Origin of the sequence: Streptomyces sp. NPDC088910 (assembly GCF_044749865.1) — a bacterium.
GTDB lineage: Bacteria > Actinomycetota > Actinomycetes > Streptomycetales > Streptomycetaceae > Actinacidiphila.
This window is the reverse complement of the sequence record NZ_JBIVIV010000004.1, coordinates 528904-554206: the sequence shown is the minus strand read 5'-3', so window position 1 is coordinate 554206 and position 25303 is coordinate 528904. Positions and strand designations below refer to the sequence as shown.

Sequence of the window (25303 nt, the reverse complement as noted above, 5' to 3'; positions counted from 1 at the left end):
GGGGGGCGGGCGCGGCGGTGCCCGCGGGCCGGGTTCGGCCCGCCCCGGGGTTGGGGGGGTGGCTTTCCCCGGGGGGGGGGGGGGGGCCGGGGGGGGCCCGCCGCCCACCGCGCCGGGACGCCGCCCGTGGGACGAGCGGCCGGTGGTGCGGCGGATCAGCGGTGTGCCGCGCCGCGCCTGCGGTTGAAGACGAGCAGGCCCGCGCCCGCGGCGACGACGGCCGCGGCGATGCCCGCGATCATCGGCGTCGAGCTGGAGCTTCCGGTCTCGGCCAGGTCACCGGAGGCCGGGGAGGTGCTGGCCTGCACGACCGGGGCGTTCGAGGTCGCGGTCGTCTCGGGAGTGGTCGGCGGGGCAGTGGGCGTCTCGGACGCCGGGGTGGTCGGCGGCGCGGTGGGCGGCGGCGTCTCGGGCGTGGTGGGCGGCGGCGTGGTCGGCGGCTTCTCGCACGGCTCGGACGTCTTGTACTCGTCCCTGCCGTACTGCTTGCCGTCGCCCGCCTTCACGACCAGGTGCACCTTGATCGCGGTGCTGTGGTCGGGCAGCGCACCCGTGAAGTCGTAGCTGCCGCCGAACGACTCATTGCTCGCGAGCACGGCGCCGCCGTCCACGGAGACGGTCACCGAGTTGGTGACCCGGGCGTTGTAGGCGGTGAGGTGGACCGAGACCGAGTCGCAGTCCACCGACCAGTTGGGGGTGTGTGCCGATGCGGGCGCGGCCAGTACGGCCGACCCGATGAGCGCCGCCATTCCGGCGCCCGCTATGACACCGGAGCGCCTGCGGCTCTGGCGCGTCATTTGCATGAATCCTCCCTGAATTTCGCTGTGTTCTCCGACTCCCTGGCGACGCCCCCGTCCGCCATAACTACGGGGACCGGGACCCTACACCCGGCGGAATTCCGCCCGGCGACCGCCCCCCACCATTACGGAGCCCGTATCAATTCACCTGCAATTCCAGGGGATTCGATCACCGGGCGCCGGTCCGGGGCCCGCTGGTCGCGGCGCGCGGGGAGTGTCGGCCGCGGGCGGTACCGTGCGGGAGACAGCACGGGGCACGTCAGGCGGAAGGAGGCAGGTCGCGTGGCCAAGGCACTGACCCCCGCTCAGCGGAAGGCGGTCGTCGGCTCCGATCCGTCGACCGGCCGGCTCTCGGCGCGCGCCGACGTCTGCGCGGCGCTGGTGGCGGCGGGTCTCGCGGTGCCGCACAGCCGCAGCGGCCACCCCGCCTACTACCTGTCCCAGGAGGGTCTGCGGCAGCGCGCCGCGCTGGCGGCGGCCGAAGCGGCACGGCAGGCGGCGCGGGAGGCGGAAGCCGCCGCGGAGCCGCCCGCGGTCCCCGACGGCACCTTCACGGCCGACGACGGTACGGGGACGGTGACGCCCGGCCGCGGTCCCGCCCGCGCGGCCGAGGTGGCCGCCGCGTGGGAGGGCCTGCTGGGAATCCGAGCGGTGCTCCTCGACGGCGTGACCGACGTGCCCGCGCCGTGGGAGCGCGAACGGCTCGTGCACGCCGTGGCGTTGGCCCTCGAAGCGGCGGGCTGTCCGCCCGCCCCTGACGGTTATACGGTCACGCCTTCCGCGCAGGACGGCGCCGTCGAGGTGTCCTGGCGGGGCGCTGCCGCCCCGGACGAGGCGGCCGGCCACCTCGGCCGGTGCGCGGCGCTCCTCGACGCCCGCGGCTGGCAGTCCACCCGGCACCGCGACCGCGCCGCCCGCCCCTTCCTTCTCACCTCCCCCCGGCGGTCGGCGCCCCGCCGCTGAGGTGCCGCTCAGCCGATGGTGACCACACGCGCCCAGGACGGCGGGGAGTCCGGGACGTACTCGGCGTCGTCCTCGCGCACGGCGCGCGAGGGGCGGGGGAAGAGGCCGACGACGGTACGGCAGGGCGGCTGCTCGGACGGCCACGGTGTCTGACCGTCCGTCAGGGCGACGACGACGTCCGGGCGGGGCCGGGAGCGCAGGGCGCGGGCGAAGCCGGAGCGCAGATCCGTACCGCCGCCGCCGATCAGCTCGATGCCCTCGGCACGGCAGATCGGTACGGCCACACCGGCCGCGACGTCGCAGGAGATCACCGAGACCAGGTCGCGCCGCCCGCCCACCGCCCGCGAGATCGCGGCCACCTCCAGCAGCGCGGCGCCCAGTTCGGCGTCGCTCACGGAGCCGGACGTGTCGATGACGACGCAGACCCGCGGCGGTGTACGGCGCAGGCTCGGCAGCAGCACTCCGGGGACGGCGGCCGAGCGCCGTGAGGGACGCCGGTAGCTGTGGTTCTCGCCCGCGCCCGGCGCGCCCGCCGCCGAGCGGACCGCTGCCCCGAGCAACTGCCGCCACGGCTGCGGGGGATGGAACGCCTCCTCGGCCCATCTGCGCCAGCCCTCGGGCGCCTCCCCCGGCCGCCCCTTGATCCCCTCGGCGACCCGGAAGCGGACCGCGTCCCGCTGTTGCCTGCTCAGGGCGTGCGCCCCGTCCGGTCCCAGCTCCCACGACCTGGCCTGCCCGTCGGCGCCGCTGCCGCAGTCCAGCCAGGCCAGGTCCCCGACGAGCCCGGACATCGACGCCGTCCGCAGATACTCCTCCATCAGCAGGCCGTCGGGCAGCCGCAGCAGCGACGGCAGCACGGCCCCGCCGGGCCGGGGCAGACCGTCCCCGTAGATGTCGTCGTTGATCTCGAAGTCGGCGGCGATGTTGCGCCGCAGCCTCTCCCGACCCTCGGACGGGGGCGTTCCCGCCCCCTCCCGCCCGCCCGGACCGGGCTCTTCGTGCTCCCTGGCGTACCGCTCGCCCCGCGCGTGGTGGTCCCTGAGCAGGTGGGAGACCTCGTGCACCCAGACGCCGGCCAGTTCCTCCGTCGGGGTGCGCGCGACGAAACCGGGCGAGACGTAGCAGCGCCAGTACGCGTCGACCGCCATCGTCGGCACCGACCGGTCCTCCACCACGTGCAGGGCGAAGAGGGCGCTGGCGAGGTAGGGGCGGACCGTGACCGCGTGGAGCCGGGCCGCCATCAACTTCTCGGTGTCGAGGGGCAGTCCGGGAGCGTACGGCTGGTCGGCGGGGCGCTGCCGCCTCGGCGCGAGAGGCCGTACCGGGCGCGGCGGCGCGGGCGGAGGCATCGGGCGCGGTCGCGCGGTGACCGGCCGTTTCCCGGTGACCGCCACCGGCTCCTTCGCGGTGACCGCCACGGGCCCCTTCGCGGTGACCGCCACGGGCTCCTTGACGGTGTCCGTCATCCGACGCTTCGCCGTGTCCTTCATCGGCCCGTCCTCTTCGTCCGGGCCGCCTCGGCGTCCGCGACCCGCGCCACCGACTGGTCGGCGCGGCGGGCGAGGCCGATGACCGAGACCAGCCGCTCCACCGCCGCGGGCACCTCCCAGTCGTCGCGCCGCAGTCCGGCCAGCGCGGTGGCCGGGGCGACCAGCAGGTCGGGGGCGCCGGACTCCAGCGCCCTGACCAGCACCGCCCAGCCCGCCTCCCACCGCGCCCGCTCCGGCCGCGCGCCGACCGCGGCCACCACGGCCTCCAGCGCCGCCTGCCGCAGGTCGCCGCGCTCGGGCAGTTCCACGGTCGGCGGGTCGGCCATCAGCGCCTCGGGGTCGGGCAGGTCCATCCGGTCCAGGTGGGCGAGGAGTTCAAGTCCCGGCCCGTCCCCCACCGCGCCCCGCACCAGCAGGGCCAGCACCTCGCGGGACGCGGAGGCCGCCGTACCGAACGCCAGCAAGGTCAGCGCGGCCTCCCAGCTCCGGGGCGAGGGCCACGCGCCGCCGCGCCGCGTCTCCGTGCTCGGCAGCCGGTGGATCAGCGTCGGCCTGGCTTCGAGGAAGCCGCAGACGGCGCGCCGCGCGAGGGCCACGGCCTCGGGCAGCGACTCCGGTACGAGCCTGGGCAGTTCCGGGCGCGGCCAGACGCCGCCGAGGCCGCGTACCACCACCTCACGGTCGTGCACCCAGAACAGATGGACGAAGCGGTTGGCCAGCGGCGGGCTCAGCTCCCATCCGTCGGCCGCGGACGCGCGCGGGTTGGCGGCGGCCACGATCCGTACGCCGGGCGGCAGTTGCAGGGCGCCGACCCGGCGCTCCAGCACGACCCGGAGCAGCGCCGCCTGAACGGCCGGTGTGGCCGTGGACAGTTCGTCGAGGAAGAGCAGTCCGCGCCCGGCGCGGACCAGTTCCACGGCCCACTGGGGCGGCGCCATCGGCACACCGCGTACCGCGGGGTCGTCGCCCAGGACGGGCAGCCCGGAGAAGTCGGTCGGCTCGTGGACGCTGGCGATCACGGTCGTCAGCGGCAGGTCGAGGGAGGCGGCGAGCTGGGTCAGCGCCGCGGTCTTCCCGATGCCGGGCTCCCCCCACAGCAGTACGGGCAGGTCGGCCGCGACGGCCAGGGCGAGCGCTTCGAGCTGTTCATCGGGGCGCGGTTCCGTGGTGCTGGTCCGAAGGAGCGTCAGAAGGTCGTCGGCGACGGCGAGTTGAGGGTCGCTCACGGGGGCGGAGGCAGAGGTCAAGGCGGTCGTGGGAGCGGTCGTGAAGGCGGTCGTGGGCAGGAGGGTGCTGGACGTCATGGGCATCACCTGGGGTTGGTCAGGGGAACGGGACGGCCCGCTCCGAAGGGTTTGTGCGGCATGGCGGCGCTCAACGCGCCGTGCAGGTAAAGGACCTGACTGGTAATCAGGTGGCGGAGGGTCAGCGGGCCGTTCCGGTGCGGGGCCTGGCCCGGCTGCTGCGCTTGGCGCGAATGTGCCGCGGCGTATGGCGGACGAGGCGCGGACGGCGCTGCGCCGAGGCCGGGTGTTCCGCGACGAGTCCCGCGCGGAAGACGCCGTGGTCGACGCGGCGGACGGCGGCCCGCTCCAACTCCTCGCGGAGCGGCCCGTCGCGGAGTACCGCGCGCGGCCCGAGCAGTCCTTCGACGACGGCCAGCGCCCCGGCCATGTCGCCGTGGCGCAGCCGTTCCCGTACCGCGGGCAGTGCCTCGGGGTCGCGGTGCACGGCGTCGATCGCCCGCAGACAGGGCAGCGCCGGTCCGCCGAGGGCCACCAGCAGGTCCTCGCGGCGCAGTTCGGCCGGGTCGTGGTCGACCGCCGTCAGCACCCCGTTCCGCAGCGCGATCCGGTGGATCTCGCCGCGGCACTCCACCCGGTGCGGATCATCGGGCTCGGGGCCGTGACCTGCGGCCGGGGCGGTGTCGTACGACGCCAGCGCCGCGGCGACCAGCGGGTGCAGCCGGTCGGCCGTGATCAGCCCGGCCCGTAGCAGTTCCAGGTCCGGCAGGACGCGGGCCGCCGCTTCCGGCAGTACGGGCAGCGCCGCGATGTCGTGCGGTCGCAGCGGTTCGCGCAGCGGCCGGCAGGTCGGGGCATGGCTGTCGTCGGGGGCGACGAGTTCGAACGCGGCGCGGTCGCGCGCGCCCAGGCGTACGGCGAAGGCGCCGCGCGGGCGGCCTTCGGCCCACAGCAGCAGTTCGGCCTCCGCGGCCCACCGCCCCGACGCCCACGGACCCTCGTCCGCGCCGCAGCGCCGCGCCAGTTCGCCGCTCCGCCCGGCGTCCCAGAGATGCCGGTGCAGGTCGAGCCGGAAGCGCCGCTCGGGATACGGGTGCGGGTGGATTCCGGCGGTGCCGTGCCCCGGCTCCTGCCACAGCGCCAGCGCCATCCGCTGCCCCGCGTCGGCTCTGGCCGGCGGTGTCCGTACGACCAGGTCGACCGGCGGACCGGCCGAAGCGCCGTACCGCGCGAGGAGGATGGTCACACCGGGCCGCAAGCGGCCGTCCGGCGCGATCCTCGGCATGTGCCAGCGCAGCAGATCGGGTGCCAACCGGCGCAGATCCGCCCGGAGTCGGGCGGCCAGTTCGGTGCCGTGCCGCGTGCGCACGGCTCGCAGATCGAGATCCGCGTCGACCCGGGCCGCGGCGCACGCCCCGGCCCAGTCGCCGACGGCGCGCCGCGCGGTGGCGGTCTCGATCATGGACGGTGGCACGGCGTGCTCGCGTACGCGGCGCCACATCAACACATGGGCGGGAATCTCGTCCGTGAGGTGAGGTGCCATCAGCACTCACCCTGGTCGAACGATTCCCCCATTCCGTACGAGAAGGAGTTCGTCATCGCGCCCATCATAGGCACAGCCGCCGCCCGGACTCCATCAACGGGTGAGCCTCCGTCAGACGGCCGTGGAGCCGGCGGCTCCGACGGACGGAGAGCGGACCGCGAGCGCACGGCGAGCAGACGGCTCCGGCGGACGGAGAGCCGGTGACGCCGGCCGCCGGGCGTGACGGCCTCGGATGTGTGGAGCATCGGGAATTATCGGATTTTGGAGCCGTCTATGACGGTCAGGTGTCGTGAATATTGCGAGGAGCCATCGCATTTTTGCGCAGACTCATGGACTTACTGCGACCCGCCTCGTAGTCTCTCCACGCCTGGCCGGGTGTTCCCCCCTAGTTCCCCCCTAGTTCCACCCCCCTCTCACCCCCCTCGACGCGCAAGGACGTGTGCCTGTGTCGCACTCATTGCAGAGCCATGAGTTGAGTCCTCAAAGAAGCCGCAGAGTCAGACAGCGCGGCGCCGCCGCGGTGCTGTCGTTCGCCGTGGCCGCGGCAGCCGCGCTGACCGCCGTGACCTTGGCGAACGCCCCCGCCGCCCACGCGGCAGGCGTACCCGCCCCTTCACCCGTCGGCATATCGGGCCGCGGCGCGAACGTGCCGTTCAAGGAGCTCGAGGCCGAGTACGCCAACACCAACGGCGCGCTGATCGGCCCCGACCGCTACTACGGCCACCTGCCGTCCGAGGCGTCGGGCCGTCAGGCCGTCACCCTCAGCGCCGCCGGACAGTACGTGGAGTTCACGCTGACGGCGCCCGCGAACGCGATGTCGCTGCGCTACAGCCTCCCGGACACCGCGGACGGCAAGGGCAGGGACGCCACGCTGGACGTGCAGGCCAACGGGACCTCGATCAAGACCCTGCCGGTGACCTCGAAGTACAGTTGGTACTACGGCGGTTACCCGTTCAACAACAACCCGGGCGACACCAACCCGCACCACTTCTACGACGAGTCGCGGACGATGTTCGGGACCACGTACCCGGCCGGCACCAAGATCCGCGTGCAGGTGACGTCCACAGCGCAGTCCCCGACGTTCACCATCGACCTGGCGGACTTCGAGACGGTCGCGGCCCCGATCGCCAAGCCCGCGGGCGCGCTCGACGTGGTGACGGACTTCGGCGCCGACCCGACGGGTGCCACGGACTCCACCGCCAAGTTCCAGGCGGCCGTGGACGCGGGCAAGGCGCAGGGCAAGACCGTATACATCCCGCAGGGCAACTTCACGCTGTACAGCCACGTCATCGTCGACAAGGTCACCCTCGTCGGCGCCGGCCCCTGGTACAGCGTGCTCGGCGGCCGTGACCCGGTGAACCGCTCCAACGCGGCCGGTATCTACGGCAAGTACACCAACCAGGGCGGGCCGAGCACCAACGTCAACCTCAAGGACTTCGCCATCATCGGCGACATCCGCGAGCGCGAGGACAACGACCAGGTCAACGGCCTCGGTGGCGCGATGTCCAACTCCACCGTCGACAACCTGTGGTTGCAGCACGTCAAGTGCGGTGCGTGGATGGACGGTCCGATGGACCACTTCACCATCAAGAACAGCCGCATCCTGGACACGACGGCCGACGGTGTGAACTTCCACATCGGCGTCACCAACTCCACGGTCACCAACACCTTTGTGCGCAACACCGGTGACGACGGTCTGGCGGGCTGGCCGGAGAACGTGCCGAATGTCAACGACAGCTTCGACCACAACACGGTCGTGCTGCCGATCCTGGCGAACAACATCGTCACGTACGGCGGCAAGGACTTCAACATCTCCGACAACGTGATGGCCGACACCATCTCCAACGGCGGCGGCCTGCACATCGCCAACCGCTACCCGGGGGTCAACGCCGGTTCCGGCACCGCGGTCGCGGGCACCATCACGGCGGCGCGCAACACGCTGATCAGAACCGGTAACAGCGACTTCAACTGGCAGTTCGGCGTCGGCGCCATCTGGTTCGACGGCCTTCAGGGCAAGGTCGACGCCAACATCCAGATCACCGACACGGACATCCTCGACAGCTCCTACGAGGCGATCCAGTCGATCGAGAGCGGCGTCACGGGCGTCACGTTCAAGAACGTCAACATCGACGGCGCGGGCACCTACGCGATCCAGGCGCAGGCACCGGCCGACATGACGTTCATCAACGTCAAGGCGAAGAACATCGCCCAGTCCGCCACCCCGATCCACAACTGCGTCGGCACCGGCCTGAACATCATCGACGGCGGCGGCAACTCCGGTATCACTGGGCAGACCTGCACCGGCACCTGGCCGACCCCGATCTGGACCAACGGCGGCGTTCCGACCGGCGGTGGCGGCGGTACGACCACGCCTCCCACCACCCCGCCGACCACGCCCCCGACCACGCCGCCCACCACTCCCCCGACGACCCCGCCGACGACTCCGGCCAACGGCAACCTGGCGCAGGGCCGCCCCGCGACCGCCTCGTCCGCGGTGCAGAGCTACTCGGCGGCCAACGCCGTCGACGGCAACGCGTCCTCGTACTGGGAGAGCAACAGCAACGCCTTCCCGCAGACGCTGACCGTCGACCTCGGCGCGGCCAAGTCGATCGGCAAGGTCACGCTCAAGCTTCCGCCGTCGGCGGACTGGGCGACCCGTACCGAGACCCTGTCGGTGCTGGGTTCGACGGACAACAGCTCCTGGAGCACGCTGAAGGCTTCGGGCGGCGTCTCCTTCAACCCGTCGTCGGGCAACACGGCCACGCTGACCTTCAACGCGGCCACCGCGCGGTACGTCCGGCTGAACATCACCGGCAACACCGGCTGGACCGCGGGCCAGATCTCGGAGTTCGAGGTCTACGCGGCCGACGGCACGCCGACCACGCCGCCCACGACTCCCCCGACCACCCCGCCGACGACCCCGCCGACGACTCCTCCCACCACGCCTCCCACGACCCCGCCCGCCAACCCGAACCTGGCGCAGGGCCGTACGGCCACCGACACCGGTCACTCCGACATCTACGTCGCGGCCAACGCGGTGGACGGCAACGTCAACTCCTACTGGGAGAGCGCCAACAGCGCCTTCCCGCAGTCCCTGACGGTCGACCTCGGCTCCGCCAAGACCGTCGGCCGGCTGGTGCTGAAGCTGCCGACCAACTGGGGCACCAGGACCGAGACGCTGAGCGTCCTCGGCTCCACCGACAACAACACGTACAGCACGCTCAAGGCGTCCGCGGGCTACACCTTCACCCTTGGTACCGACACCGCGACCGTCACCCTGACCCCGACCACCACCCGCTACCTGCGGCTCACCTTCACCGGGAACACCGGCTGGCCGGCGGGCCAGCTCTCCGAGCTGGAGGCCTACGCCTCCTGATCCGGTGACCGCACCGACTCCCCGCCCCGGCGGCCCCGTAGCTCAGGGCCCCCGGGGCGGGGCATTCGCGCCGGTCGCGGCGGTACGGGCGGGCGATCTAGAGTCGGTCCCATGGAATACCGTCACCTTGGCCGCAGCGGCCTGATCATCAGCGAAATCGCCTACGGAAACTGGCTCACCCACGGCTCCCAGGTGGAGGAGGACGCGGCGACCGCGTGTGTGCGGGCGGCGCTGGACACGGGGATCACGACCTTCGACACCGCGGACACGTACGCGCAGACCCGCGCGGAGTCGGTGCTCGGCCGGGCGCTGAAGGGCGAGCGCCGGGAGGGTCTGGAGATCCTCACCAAGGTCTTCTGGCCGACCGGTCCCGGACGCAACGACCGGGGTCTGTCCCGCAAGCACATCATGGAGTCGATCGACGGCTCGCTGCGACGGCTCCAGACGGACTACGTCGACCTCTACCAGGCGCACCGGTTCGACCGGTTCACGCCGCTGGAGGAGACGATGGAGGCGTTCGCCGACGTCGTGCACTCCGGCAAGGCGCACTACATCGGCGTCTCGGAGTGGACGGCCGACCAGATCCGCCGCGGGCACGCGCTCGCCCGCGAGCTGCGCATCCCGCTGGTCTCCAACCAGCCGCAGTACTCCGCGCTCTGGCGCGTCATCGAGGCCGAAGTGGTGCCCGCCTGCGAGGAGTTGGGCATCGGTCAGATCGTGTTCTCACCGATCGCGCAGGGTGTGCTGACCGGCAAGTACGTGCCGGGGCAGCAGCCGCCCGCCGGTTCGCGCGCCACCGACGCCAAGGGCGGCGCGAACATGATCGACCGCTGGATGAACGACGAGGTGCTGGGGCGGGTGCAGCAGCTCCACGCGCTCGCCGCCGACGCCGGTCTGACGATGGCTCAGCTCGCGGTCGCCTGGGTGCTCCAGAACCCGAACGTCTCGGCCGCGATCGTCGGCGCGTCCCGCCCCGAGCAGGTCGCGGAGAACGTGAAGGCGGCCGGCGTGACCCTGGACGCGGGTCTGCTGGCGAAGCTGGACGCCGTCCTGGAGCCGGTCGCGGTCACCGACCCGCTGAAGACACCGCAGATCACGCCCGCCGCGCGGCCGTAGGGCCCGAGGCACACACCCGCGGAACACGGTCCGATCCATCGCGCCGAGGGGAAGCCCGCCCGGCCGCCGCGTACAGTATGTCTACGTGCCTGTAGACGAAGCTGACGCCCGCGGCCGGGCGGACCTTTCGCGTACCGAGCGAGAAGGGCCGCTCCCCCGGTGACCGCCCGCGCGCCATGGCGCCGCGCACTGCTCCCGGCCGCCTTCGCCGCCGCCTTCGCGGTGCTCGCCTGGGTGGTGCTGGCCAGGCACGGCACGCCGTACGCGGTGGACACCGGGCCGCACCGCTGGTCGGTGGAGCACCGGCCGCACGCCATGGTGACCGTGGCCCGTACCGTCACCGACCTCGGCACCGGCCCGTTCCCGTATCTCGCCGCCGTGCTGGGCGGCTGGCTGGCGGGCGGCGGCGGTGTGGGGCGCGGCGCGCTGCGGACCTCGCGCGGTGTGCCCATGGCGCTGCTCGCGCTGGCCGTGCTGCTCGCGGGCCAGGCGGTACGCACGCTGCTGGTCATGGCGCTGCACCGGGCCAGGCCGCCCGCGGCGGACTGGGCGACGCACGCCTCCGGCTACTCCTTCCCCTCCGGGCACACCGCGTCCAGCGCGATGGCCGCCGGGCTGCTGGCCTGGGGGCTGCTGCGCTGGCGGCCGGGCCGCACGGGGCGGCTGCTCACCGCGCTGTGCGCGCTCGTCGCGCTGGCCGTCGGCTGCACCCGCGTGTATCTGGGCGTGCACTGGCCGACGGATGTCGTCGGCGGCTGGCTCTTCGCCGGTTGCTGGCTCGGCGCGGCGCTGCCGCCGCTCACGACGTTCGCCGGCCGGAGCGGGCCGGGCGGACCCGGCCCGTCCGATCAGATCGAGACGCCGTGAGCCCGCAGGTAGTGCAGCGGGTCGATGTCGTCGCCGTATTCGGGTCCCGTCCGCATCTCGAAGTGCAGGTGCGGTCCTGTGACGTTGCCGGTCGAGCCCGAACGCGCTATCCGCTGGCCGGAGGTGACCTTCTGTCCGACCTTGACCGAGATCTGCGACAGGTGCGCGTACTGGCTGTAGTCGCCGTCCGCGTGCCGGATGACGATCTGGTAGCCGTAACTGCCGCCCCAGCCCGCCGTCACCACGGTGCCCGCGGCCACCGACTTCACACTGGTGCCGGTGCCGACCAGGAAGTCCACACCTGTGTGGTAGCCGCTGGCCCAACTTGAGCCGGAGGCGTGGTACGGCGTGCCGATCGGCGCGCCGCTGACCGGCAGGGTGTACGCGGTGTGGGTCGGGGCCGCGGCGGGCTTCGTCGTACGGTCCAGCGTGCGGGTGCCCGCGGGGGCCACCGACTTCTTGGGCATGGCCTTCGGGGCGGCCTTGGGCGTCGGCTTCGGCTGCGCCTTGGGACGGGTCGTGGTGTGCGGCTCGCGCTGCGTCGTGTGCTGCGGGTGCGCCACCGGGGTCCGCAGGTCGAGCCGCTGGCCGGGGAGGATCAGGTCGGGGTCGTCGCCGACCACCGAGCGGTTGTCGGCGTAGAGCCGGGGCCAGCCGCCCGCCACATGGTGGTCGTCGGCGATGCCGGACAGCGTGTCGCCCGACCTCACCGTGTAACGGTCCTTGCCCGGGGCCGACTTGGGCTGCGCGGTCTTCGGCGTGGTCTTCTTCGCGGGCGCCTTGGCCGGGGAACTGACCCGGGCCTTCGCGGTGCTCTTGGTCTCGCTCCTGACCGGGGCCTTCGCGGGCGTCCTGCGCGCCTGGTCGGACGCGGTCCGCACCTTCGCGGCGGGCACCTCGACCTTGTGGGAGGCGGTGGCGGCGGTACGGGTCAGCCCGGCGCGTACCGAGCAGACCGGCCAGGCGCCGGGGCCCTGGCTGTGCAGCACCTTCTCGGCCACGGCTATCTGCTGGTTCTTCGTGGCGAGGTCGGCGCGCGGCGCGTAGGCCGTACCGCCGAAGGACTTCCAGGTGCTGGAGGCGAACTGGAGCCCGCCGTAGTACCCGTTGCCCGTGTTGATCTGCCAGTTGCCCGAGGACTCGCAGTTGGCGACCTTGTCCCAGGTGCTCTCGGCGGCCGCGTGGGCGCTGCTCAGCCCGATCAGCGGCAGGGCGAGACCGGCGCCGCCCGCGGTGACGGTGAGGGATGCCTGCGATACGCGGCTGGGGCGGTATCGGCGGTGACGTCCGCGTAAGGGCATAGCACGAGTCCTCTCCAGGACCGGCCCGTGGGGCCTGGGCTGCCGTACGCCCGAATTGCCGGGCGGGCCAAAGATAGGGCCCGTACACACTCGGCCACAAGGGGTGACGACAAGTGTTCGGTTTCGGGCGGTTCGGGAATGACGGAGTCCGGTACGCGTTGGAATGAACGTGAGCTCTCCGCTGCGCGACACCCCGTTCTCCGTCCTTGACCGCTCCCGCACGAGGGAGGGCCAGGACGGCGCTCAGGCGCTGCGCGACACCGTGGCGTTCGCGCGCGAGGTCGAAGCGCTCGGCTACCACCGCTTCTGGGTCTCCGAGCACCACAGCGTGCCCGGCGTGGCCGGTTCCGCGCCGACGGTGCTCGCGGCGGCGGTCGCCGCGGCCACCTCGCGGATCAGGGTCGGCACCGGCGGCGTGATGCTGCCCAATCACCAACCTCTGGTCGTGGCCGAGCAGTTCGGGGTCCTGGAGGCGCTGTTCCCGGGCCGGATCGACATGGGTCTGGGGCGGTCGGTGGGCTTCACCGACGGCATCCGCAAGGCACTGGGCCGCGGCAAGGAGGCCGCGGGCGCGTTCGACGCGCAGATCGACGAACTGCTCGGGTACTTCACCGGCACCCAGCGGGTCCACCCGCAGGTGCACGCCTGGCCCGCCGAGGGGCTGCGTCCGCCGGTGTTCCTGCTGGCCGTCGGCAGCGGCGCGGACCTGGCCGCCGCGCACGGCCTGCCGCTGGTGATCGGCGGTGTGCGCGGCGAGGACGCGATGCTGCGCGCGGTGGACCGCTACCGCGCCGCCTTCCGCCCCTCCGCGTGGTCGGCCGCCCCCTATGTCGTGCTGTCCGGCACCGTCGCGGTCGCCGACAGCGGCGAGCGGGCCCGCAGGCTGCTGGTCCCGGAGGCGTGGTCGACGGCCTGGTCCCGCACCCACGGCGTCTTTCCGGCCCTCGCGCCCTACGAGTCGACGGCCGCGCGCACGATGACGGGTCCGGAGCGCGAACGCTTCGAGGAGGCGATGGCCGGGCATCTGCACGGCACGCCCGAGGACGTCGCGAAGGCGCTGGAGTCGCTGCTGGTGCGCAGCGCGGCCGACGAATTCCTCGTCACGACCAGTACGTACGACCGCGCGGAGCTGCTGGAGTCCTACCGGCTGCTGGCCGCGATCACCTCGGGAGATCCGGCCGCAGCGTGAGAGCGCCGGGTTAGGGTCACCGGGTGAGCGAACAGATCATCGAACCGGTCTCCGGCGACCTCGATGTCCGCTGGCACGCGGGGTGGCCGTCGGCCAAGCACGACCCGGCGCCGGAGATCCAGGTGCACGCGTACGACGAACACACCCTGATCCTGCGGCAGAACATGTCGGTGCACTTCGAGGCGCCCTTCCTCTTCTTGCTCCTCGGCGCCGAGCGCGCCCTGCTGCTGGACACCGGCGCTACCGCCGACGCCCGCCACTTCCCGCTGCGCCGCACCGTGGACGCCGCGATCGAGGCGTGGCTGGCCCTCCAGCCGGGCACCGAGCCGGACGCGTACGAGCTGGTGGTGGCGCACACCCACGGCCACGGCGACCACATCGCGGGCGACGCCCAGTTCGCCGACCGGCCCCGTACCGTCGTGGTCGGTCCGGATCTCGACGCGGTGACCGCCTTCTACGGGCTGCGGGACTGGCCGCGGGGCGCCGCCACGTTCGACCTCGGCGGCCGGGTCCTCGACGTGCTGCCGGGCCCCGGGCACGAGGCCGCCGCCACCGTCTTCCACGACCGGCGCACCGGAATCCTGTTCACCGGCGACACCCTCTACCCCGGTCATCTCTACGTCCGCGACCCGGCCGCCTACACCGCGACCGTGGACCGGTTGCTGGCCTTCTGCGAGCGGCACCCGGTCACCCATCTGCTCGGCTGTCACATCGAGATGACCACCACGCCCGGCGACGACTACCCGCGCGGCACCACCCACCAGCCGGACGAGCCGCCGCTCCAGATGGACGTGGGCCACCTGCGCGCCCTGCGCGCGGCGCTGACCGCGGTCGACGCCCGCCCCGGCGTCCACGGCTTCGCCGACTTCCTCGTCCACATCGAACCCCGCACCGAACCTCTCGACCCGGAGCGCGCATGAGGACCGTCAACGTCGGCGTCATAGGCGTGGGGAACTGCGCCTCCTCCCTGGTCCAGGGCGTGGAGTTCTACGCGTCCGCGGCCGGGAGCGGCGACGGCCCGGAAGCGGGCCCGGCGGGCCTGACCCACCCGGTGTGCGCGGGCTACGCGGTCTCCGACGTGCGGTTTACCGCCGCCTTCGACGTCCACACGGCCAAGACCGGCCGCGACCTGTCCGAGGCGATCTGGGCGCCGCCGAACAACGCGCGGGCCTTCGCGAAGGTGCCGCACCTCGGCGTGGAGGTGACCGAGGGCGCGCTGAGCGACGGCGTCGGGCGCAGCGCCGCCGCCCAGGTCGACGCGCGCGGTACGGCCACCGTCGACGACATCGCGCGGCGGCTGCGGGACAGCGGCACCCACGTCCTGGTGAATTTCCTGCCGGTCGGCAGCCAGGCCGCGTCCGAGCTGTACGCGCGGGCCGCGCTGCGCGCCGGGTGCGCCTTCCTCAACTGCATCCCGTCGGTGATCGCCCGCTCCCCGCGGTGGGCGGGCCGGTTCGCCGAGGCGGGGCTGCCGCTGGCCGGTGACGACCTGAAGAGCCAGTTCGGCGCGACGCTCGTGCACCGCGCACTGGTGGACGTGCTCGCGCGCAACGGCGTACGGCTGCGGAGCACGTACCAACTGCTCGGCGGCGGGAACATGGACTTCCTGAACATGCAGGACGCGGAGCGGATGGCGAGCAAGAAGGCCACCAAGACGCAGGGGATGTACGGGGGTTCGGGCGAGGCGGCGCCGTCGCACGTGGGCGCCGACTTCATCCCGTTCCTCGCCGACCGGAAGGTGGCCTTCATCCGGGTCGAGGCGGAGGGCTTCGGCGGCACACCGCTGGAGGTCGACCTGCGGATGGAGGTCGACGACTCGCCGAGCGCCGCGGGGAACGTGCTGGACGCCGTCCGCTATCTGAAGGCCGCGCTCGACCGCGGTCTCGGCGGCGTGGTGGACCCGGTGTCGGCGGCCGTCATGAAGGCCCCGCCCACGCCGCTGGACGAGGCCGCGATCGAGGCGGGGCTCGCGGCGCTGTCCGACGGGTGATCAGCGGGCTTCGGGGACCGGGGATGTGACGGCGCGTCGGATTCGGTCGCCGGTCGGTGAGCGGCCGTCAGCCGGTCGGCCCCCGGGCGTCACGCCGGTGGCGGCGGTGTCTCATCCTTATGGGTCACGTCGCCGCGCCGACCCGGCCACGGCGTTCCTACGGTGACGGCATGAACGTCTTCCGCGCCTCGTCGTGCCGCCACGACCGTCCTCGTAAGACCGCCGCCCCCGCCGTCGCGGCCTCGGTGGCCGCCGCCAGGTGTCTGGCCGTCGGCTGCTGCCTCGCCGCCGCGACCGCGCTGGCCACCGTGTCCGCCGCCGCGACCGCCGCCGCGGCGGCCCTTCCCGCGGACGGCGGGCGCGGCTCGTCGGGCCCCGGCGCCGCGACGGTGGTCGCCGGCGGTCCGCTGCTCGCCGGGCACGGGGTGCTGGTGCAGCCGCACGCCGGGTCGCCGCGGCTGCCGTCCGGGCTGTCCGCGCTGTCGTGGACGGTCTCCGACGCGCGCACCGGCCAGGTGCTGGCCGCCAAGGACCCGCACCGCAGGCTGCCGCCGGCCAGCACCCTGAAGACGCTGTTCGCGGTCACCGTGCTGCCGCGCTTCCCCGGCGACGCCACCCACCGCGTCACCGACTCCGACCTCACGGGGATCGGCGCGGGCAGCAGCCTGGTCGGGATCCAGGCCCGGCAGACGTACACCGTCGCAGACCTGTGGCGCGGTGTCTTCCTCAGCTCGGGCAACGACGCCGTGCACGTCCTGGCGCACATGAACGGCTCGGTGCCGCTGACCGTCAGCCAGATGCAGGCCAAGGCCGAGATGCTGGGCGCGGACGACACCCATGTGGTCTCCCCCGACGGCTACGACATGCCGGGCCAGGTCTCCTCGGCCTACGACCTGGCCGTCATCGCCCGCGCGGGCCTGGCCATGCCGGATTTCGCGACGTACGCCTCCACCCGGTGGGCGCAGTTCCCCGGCGGCTACGACGCGCACGGCAAGTACGTGAAGTCGTTCGGCATCCAGAACACCAACCGGCTGCTCACCGGCGCGGACGGCGTCAAGCGCTACCCCGGCGTGATCGGTGTGAAGAACGGCTACACCACCAACGCGGGCAACACCCTGGTCGCCGCCGCCAAGCGCGGGGACCGCACACTGATCGCGACCGTGATGAATCCGCAGTCCGGGCTGCCGCAGGCGGTCTACCACGAGGCGGGCGCGCTGCTGGACTGGGGCTTCTCGGCCGCGGGCCGTACCTCGTCGGTCGGCACGCTGAACACGGCGACGACCGCGTACCACGACGATTCCGCGCACGCCTCACAGGAGGCCGAGCGGCCCGCGCGGCAGCCCGCCCAGGAGCCCGCGCGGCAGGAGCCGAAGCCCGCCCCCGCGCCGCAGGCGCCGAAGCCCGCCCCCGCGCCGCAGGCGCCCAGCACCGCGGACGCCGCGTCATCGTCGCCTACCACCTGGTACGTGGGCGGCGCGCTGGCGCTGGGCGCGGCGGGCTCGGTGGTCGTGCTGCGCCGCCGGTCCGCGGCGAAGGCGCGCTGAGCGAAGGGCGCCGACTCGGGCCACGCTGTGGGCCGGAAGCGGTGACGACGCGCTGGCCAGGGGCGTACTCTCAGTTGCCGGGCAGGGGGCACGCACGGTGTCCGCAGCGCCGCGCCGAGAGGGAGCCGTACCCGCATGAGCCGCCGTACTTCCGGTCCCGTATCCACCTGGGCCGAGGTCCAGCGGCAGCGCCAGCGGCAGCAAGAGGCCCAGCAGCGCGCCTGGTTGCAGGCGCGGCGGGAGACCGAGCGGCAGCAGCGCGCGGCGGAGCGGGCCGCCTCCCGGCGCAGCCGTGAGCAGCAGGCCGCGTACCGCGCGAGCCGGGAGGCCGACGCGCGGCAGCGGACCGACGACCTGGAGCGCCGGTTCGCCGAGCTCCAGGGCCTGTTGGCGGCCGGCTGCGCGGCGCCCGTCTTCACCCCCGCGGCGCTGCTGACGCCCGAGGTGGTCGAGCCGTTCGCCCCCGGACGGCTCGCCGAGCCGATCCCGATGCCCGACCCGAACGCGTACACGCCCCGGCAGGGCGGCGGTTGGGGCGCGGCACGGCACGAGCGCGAGCGGGCCCGCACGCTGTACGAGAACGACCTGCGGGCCGCGCAGGCCACCGAGGCGCTGCGGCAGCGCCAACTCGCCGACTACCAGCGGCAGTACCGGCAGTGGGCCGATCAGCGGCTGGCGGAGATCCGGCGGCAGAACGCCGAGGTCGAGACATCCGTCGCCGCGCTGCGCGACGGGGACCCCGAGGCGGTCGAGGACTATCTGACGGCGGCCCTCTACGCGTCCGCCGCATGGCCGCACGGCCTGCCCCGGCAGGTCTCGGCGTCCTACGACCGGGCCGACCGGCAGCTCGTGCTCGACTGGGAGCTGCCCGCCTTCTCCGTGGTGCCCGAGGCGTCGCTGGTGCGGTACATGCCGGGCGCCGACCGGGACAAGGAGGTGGCGCGCCCGGTCGCCGAGCGCCGCGCGGCCTACCGGGACGTCCTGGCCCAGTGCCTGCTGCTCGTGCTGCGCGAGCTGTTCGGCGCCGACGCGCACGACGTCCTGGACTCCGTGGTGCTCAACGGCTTCGTGGACGACACCGACCCGGCCACCGGCCACCGTACGAAGACCGTCGTCGCCTCCGCGCTGGTGTCGGACGCCGCCTTCGCGGCGGTCAACCTCGACCGGGTCAACGCGGTCGACTGCTTCACCGAGGCGCTGGACGGCCGGCTCTCCCCCCGCCCGGACAAGCGCGCGGCCGTCGAGCCCATCCGGCTGCCGGGCGAGGCGGGCCGCACGATGGTCTCGCACGGCGGCGAGGAGGAGCCCGACCTGCTGGCCATGGACCCGCTGGAGTTCGAGGAGCTGGTCGCGCGGCTGTTCCGGGCGATGGGGATGAACGCGGTCACGACGGTGCGCTCCGGCGACGGCGGTGTGGACGTGGACGCGCTGGACCCGGACCCGATACGCGGCGGCAAGATCGTGGTACAGGTCAAGCGCTACCGCAACACGGTCTCGCCGAGCGCCGTACGCGACCTGTTCGGCACGGTGCAGAGCGTCGGCGCCAACAAGGGTGTGCTGATCACCACCTCCGGTTTCGGGCCGACCTCGCACGCCTTCGCCAACGGCAAGCCGCTGACGCTGGTGTCGGGCCCGGACCTGGTGGACCTGCTGCACAGCAACGGGCTCGGCGGCCGTCTGGGCCCCGCCCCCGGCACCGTCGAGCGCACCCCGACGCTGGTCTCGACGGTGCTGCCCGGTATCGACGCCGACGCGGACGCCGACTCCGAGGCGAGCGTGCTCGGCATGTGGTGGGCGGGCGGTGTGCGGCTCGACGTCTGCGCGCTGGTGTGCCGGGGCGGCCGGGTGCTGGACGACGACCACTTCGTCTTCTTCAACAATCCGCGCACGCCCGACGGCAGTGTGCGGATGATGCCCGCGCTCGGCGGGGACAAGGCCGCGATCTGGGTGAGCTTCGACCGGCTGCCCGCCCGCGCGGACCGGGTGGTGCTGGTCGCCGCCGTCGACCCGGAGGCCGATCCGGACGCCGACCTGACCGGATTCACCGACGCCCGGATCAGGCTCACCGACCCCAGCGGAGCCGAGGCCGACCGCCTCGAGGTCTCCGACGGCAGGCCCGGCGAGACGGCGCTGGTGCTCGGCTCCTTCCGCAGGAGCGGTACGGGCGCCGACTGGCGCTTCGTGGCGGGCGGCAAGGGCTACGCGGGCTCGGGCGGGCTGGTGGCGCTGGTCGGGGAGCACGGGATCGCGGTCGACTGAGCGGCGGGTTCCCGCCCCGGATACGGGTTCGGGAACATCCGCCGACCCCGCCGTGTTATGGTCTGTGTGCAGCACATGTCTGCGCCCCTTCTTGCGGCGCCGGTGCTCGTTCTGAATGACAGCTCCTCGCGGTGACGCGCCCCAGGCCCCATGGCTCTGGTCCCGGTCCCCACGGAGTTCTCGAATCACCTGACGGTCGCACGACGGCCCTGTGGTGATCTCCGCGGTACGTGGAGCGTGTTGTGCCCGCTCACGCCGAAATCCCTTTCCGGCATGCCCGTTTGACGCATCACACGCCAGACCCGCCGCACCCCGTACTCGCACGGCGACCTGCCGCGCACACGACTTTCCTCTCGTCCGAGAAAGGACGACTCCCATGACTGACATCCTTGAACGCCCTCCCGTCCGGCAGGAGACGCCGGTTCGGGTAGCGGGCGTACTCGACATCCACGGCGGCCAGGGCCGCCTCCGATCCGCCGGGCTGCTGCCGACACCCGACGACGTACACGTACCGCAGGCCCAGATCCGGCAGGCCGGACTCAGGAACGGCGACCTCGTCGAGGGCACCCTCGGCGGAAAGCCCGGCACGCTGGGCGGCGTCGACCTGGTCAACGGCGTCCCGGCCGAACACCTGCGCGGGCGACCGCACTTCAGGGACCTGACGCCCCTTCACCCCCGGCAGCGGCTGCGGCTGGAGAGCCCGGCGCTGACCGGCACCGGCGCGCTCGCCGGACGGGTGATGGACCTGGTGACCCCGGTCGGCAAGGGGCAGCGCGGCCTGCTCGTGGCCCCGCCCAAGGCCGGAAAGACGATGCTGCTCCAGAGCATCGCGACGGCCGTCGCCGAGAACCACCCGGAGTGCCACCTGATGGTGGTGCTGCTGGACGAACGCCCGGAGGAGGTCACCGAGATGCGCAGAACCGTGCGCGGCGAGGTGATCGCCTCGACCTTCGACCGTCCGGCCAAGCAGCACATCGCGGTCGCGGAACTCGCCGTCGAGCGGGCGAAGCGGCTGGTGGAACAGGGCCAGGACGTGGTGGTCCTGCTCGACTCGCTGACCCGGCTGTGCCGGGCGCACAACTCGGCCGCCTCCACCGGCGGCCGCACGCTGACCGGCGGTGTGGACGCCGCCGCGCTGATCGGCCCCAAGCAGTTCTTCGGCGCCGCCCGGCTCGCCGAGGAGGGCGGGTCGCTGACCATCCTGGCCACCGCGCTGGTGGACACCGGGTCGCGCGCCGACGACTACTACTACGAAGAGCTGAAGAGCACCGGCAACATGGAGCTGCACCTGGACCGCTCCCTCGCCGAGCGGCGGATCTTCCCGGCCGTGGACGTCGGCATCTCCGGCACCCGCCGCGAAGAACTGCTGCTGCCCGGCCCCGAACTGGCGGTCGTACGCGGCCTGCGCCGGGTCCTGCAAGGGCGCGGCACCCAGTCCGGCCTCGAGGTCCTGCTGGACAAGATCCGGCAGACCCCGGACAACAACGCCTTCCTGCGGCAGATCCGGAGCACGGTGCCCGGCGAGGTCTGAGCCGGCCGGGACCCGGACCCGGACCGGGCACGAGCCCGCGCCGGTGCCCGCACCCGCACCCGCACCCGCACCCGCACCCGCACCCGGAGAAAATCCGGTGGCCGTCGCACATCGCGCGACGTGATGATCGGGGGATGGACGACGCCACGGACAGCCACGCCGACGACGCGTGGGAGCGGGCCTTCCTCAGGGACGGCTTTGTGAGGATCGAGGGCGCGGTACCCGCCCCGACCGCCCGCGCCTGCGCCGATCTCCTGTGGAAGGAGACCGGCTGCGACCCCGCCGACCCCGCGACCTGGACACAACCGGTGCACTGGGTGGGCGGCATGGCCCAGCCGCCGTTCGCCGAGGCCGCCAACACCCCCGTCCTGCACGCCGCGTTCGACCGTCTTGTCGGCGCCGGACGCTGGTCACCGCGGTACTCCCTCGGCTCCTTCCCGCTGCGCTTCCCGCACCCGGACGAGCCGGACGACGCGGGCTGGCACATCGAAGGCAGCTACGAAGTCCCCGGCGAGCAGTGGTACTTCGCCAACGTCCGCTCCCGCGACCGCGCGCTGCTCATGCTGTTCCTGTTCACCGAGGTGGACGAGGAGAACGCGCCGACCCGGATCCGCGTCGGCTCCCACCTGGACGTGCCCGCGGTCCTCGCCCCGTACGGCGAGGCCGGCGCCTCGATCCTGGCGGTCTCCGAGCAGATCGCGGCGGCCACGGAACACCGCCCGCTCGCCCTCGCCACCGGCTCCCCCGGCGACGTCTACCTCTGCCACCCGTTCCTCGTGCACGCCGCCCAGCCGCACCACGGCAGCCGTCCGCGTTTCATGGCCCAGCCGCCGCTCCTGCCCGCGGCGCCGTACGAACTGGAGCGGGCCGACGGCGGCTACTCGCCGGTCGAGACCGCGATCAGACGCGGCCTCGGCATGGAGTCCGCGCGGGTGCCCTCGGGGAGGGAGGCGGACTCCCGGCCCGTGATCGGTTAGCGTGCCCGGCATGTTGTACGGACGGGACACGGAAACGGCCGCGCTGGAAGAACTGCTGGCGGGGGCGAGGGCGGGCCGCAGCGGAGCGCTCGTGGTGCGCGGTGACGCCGGGATCGGCAAGACCGCGCTGCTGGAGCAGACCGTGGCGGCGGCGGGCGACCTGGCGGTCGTCCGCAGCTCCGGCGTGGAATTCGAGGCCGAACTCCCCTACGCGGGGCTTCAGTTGCTGCTGCGCAGGGCGATGGGTTCGCTGGACGCGCTGCCCGTGCCGCAACGGCGGGCGCTGCGGGCCGCGTTCGGCCTGGAGGCCGACGCCGCGAGCGAGCCGATGTTCGTCGGCCTGGCCGTGCTGTCGCTGCTGTCGGACCACGCGGGCGAGGGACCGCTGCTGTGTGTCGTGGACGACGCGCAGTGGCTGGACCGGGCGTCCACCGACGCGCTGGTCTTCGCGGCGCGACGGCTCGACGCCGAGGGCGTGGCGATGGTCTTCGCCGTACGTGACGGCGCCGGGTCGTTCACCGCGCCCGGCCTGCCCGAACTGCGGCTCGGCCCGCTGCCCGAGGACGCGGCGCGGGCGCTGCTCGCCGACCGCGGCGGCGCACCGGCCGACACCGTACGCACCCGCGTGCTCTCCGAGGCGCGGGGCAATCCGCTGGCGCTGCTGGAACTCCCGCTCGGACCGTCCGCCGACGCGCGGGGCGCGGGCGGTTCCGCCGCGGCCGACGGCGGGCTGCCGCTGACCACGCGCCTCCAGATGGCCTTCCACGGCCAGGTCAGCCACCTGCCGCCCGGCACGCAGACGCTGTTGCTGGTGGCCGCGGCCGACCACACCGGCGACCCCGACATCCTGGTACGCGCGGCGGCGGTGCTGGGCGTCGGCGTCGACGACCTGCCGCCCGCGGAGGAGGCGAACCTGGTCTACGTGGACGACGAGGACATGCTGCGCTTCCGGCACCCGCTGGTCCGCGCCGCGATCCATCAGCGCGCCGCCCTCCCCGACCGTCTCGCCGCGCACCGCGCCCTCGCCGAGGCCGCCGACCCGGTACGCGACCCCGACCACCGCGCCTGGCACCTGGCCGCCGCGGCCACCGGCCCCGACGAAGCCGTGGCCACCGCCCTCCAGCGGACCGCGGGCCGCGCCCGCGAACGCAGCGGCCACGCGGCGGCCTCCGCCGCCTACGAACGCGCCGCCCGCCTCAGCACCGACCCCGTCGCCCGCGTCGAACGCCTCCTCCTCGCCGCCGAATCCGCCTCCGAAGCGGGCGACATCCCCCGCGCCCGCACCTTCGCCGACCAGGCGACCCGCGCCGCCGAGACCGAGGCGGAAGCAGCGGCCGTAGGAGGCGACGCGGAGCCGTCGTCGGCCCCAACGGCCCGTGCGGAGCCGGGCACTTCACCGCGCGCGTCCACGCCGGGCGGTCAGGCACCCGCCGGATCGACTTCCGCTGTCGACGCCGCCGGGCGGAGCGCTTCGCCCGGCTCGTCCGGACCGGGCGGCCCCGCACCCGGCGATCCGGCGTCCACCGCCGACACCGGCGGCGTTGGCGGGCCCGTTCCGCCGCACCCGTCCGGGCCGGGCCGCCCGGCACCCACGGAATCCGCGTCCACCGCGGCGCGGGGCGCGGCGAACCCGTTGTCCGCCGTGCGCGGCAGAGCGCTCTATGTGCGGGCGCTCGCGGACTTCTGGGAGGGGGATTTCGGCGCGGCGCATCAACTCCTCTTGGAAGCGGCGAATTTGCTGGCGGAGGCGGATTCGGCGGCGGCGGCGCGGATGCTGGTGCAGGCGACGCATACGGCCTGGTACCTCGGCGACGACGAGGTGGCGGGGACGTTGGGGCGGCTGGCGGCGCTGGAACTGCCGCCGTGGGCGCCGATCCGGCCGGTGGCGGAGTTCCTGGTGCGGGCGATCGGGCCGGGCAGCGCGGCGGCCGGACCGCCCGACGTGGCCGAGGCCGCGGCGGTGTCACGGGCCGCGCGCGGCGGCCGGGTCGATCCGCGGGACCTGGTGATGCTGTGCGGGGTGGGCCTGGCGCTCGGGCAGGACGCGGCGGCGTACGACCTGGCGACGACGCTGGCGGCGGAGAGCCGCGAGAGCGGCGGTGTCGGCAGGCTGACGACGCTGATGTTCTTCCGCGCGGAGGCGGAGCTGTTCGACGGCCGCCTCGACGAGGCCGTCGCCACGGCGTCCGAGGGGCTGCGGATCTCACGGGACACCGGACAGCGGCAGTGGGTCAGCCAGTTGAGCAGTGCGCTGGCGCATGTCGCGGCGCTGCGCGGGGACGAGGACGAGTGCCGCCGGCTGGTGGACGAGGCCCTGGCGGGCGGCGCGGGCACGGCGATGGCGCCGGGCGCGCCGTGGGCGTACTGGTCGCAAGGGCTGCTCGAACTGGGCCTGGGCCGTACGCAGTTCGCGCTCGACCGGCTGTCGCTGCTGACCGAGCCGACCGTACGGCACCACATCTCCGCGACGCGCGGCGTCCCCGATCTGGTGGAGGCGGCGGTGCGGCTGGGCGTGCCGGAGCGGGCGGACGAGCCCGTGGCCGGATTCGAGGCGTGGGCCGCGCGTTCCGGGCAGGACTGGGCGCGGGCGCTGGTGGCGCGCTGCCGGGCGCTGCGGGCCAAGGACGCCGACGCGGAGGCGTACTTCATCGAGGCGCTGGCCCTTCACGACCCGCACCGAAGGGTGTTGGAGTCGGCGCGTACGGCGCTGCTGTACGGCGAGTGGCTGCGCAGGGCCCGTCGCAAGAGCGAGGCGCGCGGACACCTGCGGGCCGCGCTGGAGACCTTCGAACGGCTCGGCGCGCGCCCGTGGGCGGACCGGGCGCGCAGTGAACTGGGCGCGTCGGGAGCGTCGGTGACGGTGGGTCAGGACACGGTCAGGTCGGTCGCGGACGAGGCGGGGCTGACGCCGCAGGAGTCGCAGATCGTCCGGCTGGCCGCGCTCGGGCTGACCAACCGGGACATCGCCGCGCAGCTCTTCCTCAGCCCGCGCACGGTCGGCCACCACCTCTACAAGGCGTATCCGAAGCTCGGTGTGGTCTCACGCGGCGAGCTGGCCGCGCTGTTCCCGGACACGTGAGCGCGTAACGACGTGAGCGTGTAACGACGTCACCGCG

At 73.7% G+C, this 25303-nt stretch carries 17 protein-coding genes and 1 pseudogene; 13 read left to right on the top strand and 5 right to left on the bottom strand.

Annotation, left to right across the window (positions count from 1 at the left end):
• Nucleotides 1–155: 155 nt before the first annotated feature.
• Nucleotides 156–797, bottom strand: a complete 642-nt coding sequence (locus tag ACIP4Z_RS13235; protein WP_355347210.1) for an LAETG motif-containing sortase-dependent surface protein — start codon at nt 795–797, stop codon at nt 156–158.
• A 282-nt stretch (nt 798–1079) separates the two neighbouring features.
• Between ACIP4Z_RS13235 and ACIP4Z_RS13230 the strand changes: the two genes are divergently transcribed.
• Nucleotides 1080–1760, top strand: a complete 681-nt coding sequence (locus ACIP4Z_RS13230; protein WP_401307271.1) for a hypothetical protein — start codon at nt 1080–1082, stop codon at nt 1758–1760.
• An 8-nt stretch (nt 1761–1768) separates the two neighbouring features.
• On the opposite strand, the gene ACIP4Z_RS13225 is transcribed toward ACIP4Z_RS13230, so the two are convergent.
• The 3 genes from ACIP4Z_RS13225 to ACIP4Z_RS13215 all read right to left on the bottom strand — a co-directional run bounded on the left by ACIP4Z_RS13225 (nt 1769) and on the right by ACIP4Z_RS13215 (nt 6037).
• Nucleotides 1769–3001, bottom strand: a complete 1233-nt coding sequence (locus ACIP4Z_RS13225) for a VWA-like domain-containing protein (RefSeq protein ID WP_401307312.1) — start codon at nt 2999–3001, stop codon at nt 1769–1771.
• A gap of 245 nt (nt 3002–3246) precedes the next feature.
• Complete coding sequence (locus ACIP4Z_RS13220) at nt 3247–4554, bottom strand: AAA family ATPase (RefSeq protein WP_401307269.1); 1308 nt, start codon at nt 4552–4554, stop codon at nt 3247–3249.
• A 121-nt stretch (nt 4555–4675) separates the two neighbouring features.
• Nucleotides 4676–6037, bottom strand: coding sequence for a hypothetical protein (locus ACIP4Z_RS13215; RefSeq protein WP_401307266.1), 1362 nt, complete (start codon nt 6035–6037; stop codon nt 4676–4678).
• Nucleotides 6038–6509: 472 nt separating this feature from the next.
• On the opposite strand from ACIP4Z_RS13215, the pseudogene ACIP4Z_RS13210 reads away from it, so the two are divergent.
• From ACIP4Z_RS13210 to ACIP4Z_RS13195, 4 genes and pseudogenes are all read left to right on the top strand, one after another.
• A pseudogene (locus tag ACIP4Z_RS13210) lies at nt 6510–8903 on the top strand (discoidin domain-containing protein); the annotation flags it as partial.
• Nucleotides 8877–9413, top strand: coding sequence for a discoidin domain-containing protein (locus ACIP4Z_RS13205; RefSeq protein WP_355347225.1), 537 nt, complete (start codon nt 8877–8879; stop codon nt 9411–9413). The pseudogene ACIP4Z_RS13210 and the gene ACIP4Z_RS13205, both read left to right, overlap by 27 nt.
• Nucleotides 9414–9524: 111 nt before the next feature.
• The gene (locus tag ACIP4Z_RS13200) at nt 9525–10529 is read left to right on the top strand and encodes an aldo/keto reductase family protein (protein WP_355347198.1); all 1005 of its coding nucleotides are present in this window, start codon (nt 9525–9527) and stop codon (nt 10527–10529) included.
• Between the two features lie 159 nt (nt 10530–10688).
• Nucleotides 10689–11396: a phosphatase PAP2 family protein gene (locus ACIP4Z_RS13195; protein WP_391160704.1), complete on the top strand. Its 708-nt coding sequence runs from the start codon at nt 10689–10691 to the stop codon at nt 11394–11396.
• On the opposite strand, the gene ACIP4Z_RS13190 is transcribed toward ACIP4Z_RS13195, so the two are convergent.
• Entirely contained in the window at nt 11378–12697 is a 1320-nt protein-coding gene (locus ACIP4Z_RS13190) for a transglycosylase family protein (RefSeq protein WP_401307262.1), read from the bottom strand. The two genes, ACIP4Z_RS13195 and ACIP4Z_RS13190, sit on opposite strands and share 19 nt — an antisense overlap.
• 163 nt (nt 12698–12860) lie before the next feature.
• On the opposite strand from ACIP4Z_RS13190, the gene ACIP4Z_RS13185 reads away from it, so the two are divergent.
• The 8 genes from ACIP4Z_RS13185 to ACIP4Z_RS13150 all read left to right on the top strand — a co-directional run bounded on the left by ACIP4Z_RS13185 (nt 12861) and on the right by ACIP4Z_RS13150 (nt 25266).
• Nucleotides 12861–13886, top strand: a complete 1026-nt coding sequence (locus tag ACIP4Z_RS13185) for an LLM class flavin-dependent oxidoreductase (protein WP_355347189.1) — start codon at nt 12861–12863, stop codon at nt 13884–13886.
• Between the two features lie 23 nt (nt 13887–13909).
• A complete protein-coding gene (locus tag ACIP4Z_RS13180) occupies nt 13910–14806 on the top strand; it encodes an MBL fold metallo-hydrolase (protein WP_401307259.1) in 897 nt (298 codons plus the stop codon).
• Nucleotides 14803–15876: an inositol-3-phosphate synthase gene (locus ACIP4Z_RS13175; RefSeq protein WP_401307256.1), complete on the top strand. Its 1074-nt coding sequence runs from the start codon at nt 14803–14805 to the stop codon at nt 15874–15876. Before ACIP4Z_RS13180 ends, ACIP4Z_RS13175 begins: the two co-directional genes overlap by 4 nt.
• A gap of 170 nt (nt 15877–16046) precedes the next feature.
• Nucleotides 16047–17420: a D-alanyl-D-alanine carboxypeptidase family protein gene (locus ACIP4Z_RS13170; protein WP_401307253.1), complete on the top strand. Its 1374-nt coding sequence runs from the start codon at nt 16047–16049 to the stop codon at nt 17418–17420.
• Nucleotides 17421–17555: 135 nt separating this feature from the next.
• Nucleotides 17556–19679, top strand: coding sequence for a restriction endonuclease (locus ACIP4Z_RS13165; protein ID WP_401307250.1), 2124 nt, complete (start codon nt 17556–17558; stop codon nt 19677–19679).
• A gap of 376 nt (nt 19680–20055) precedes the next feature.
• On the top strand, nt 20056–21210 hold the full coding sequence (gene rho / locus ACIP4Z_RS13160) for a transcription termination factor Rho (protein WP_355347174.1): 1155 nt from the start codon (nt 20056–20058) through the stop codon (nt 21208–21210).
• Between the two features lie 134 nt (nt 21211–21344).
• Nucleotides 21345–22187, top strand: coding sequence for a phytanoyl-CoA dioxygenase family protein (locus ACIP4Z_RS13155; RefSeq protein ID WP_391160718.1), 843 nt, complete (start codon nt 21345–21347; stop codon nt 22185–22187).
• Nucleotides 22188–22197: 10 nt separating this feature from the next.
• A complete protein-coding gene (locus tag ACIP4Z_RS13150; protein WP_401307247.1) occupies nt 22198–25266 on the top strand; it encodes an AAA family ATPase in 3069 nt (1022 codons plus the stop codon).
• The last annotated feature ends 37 nt before the right edge of the window (nt 25267–25303 follow it).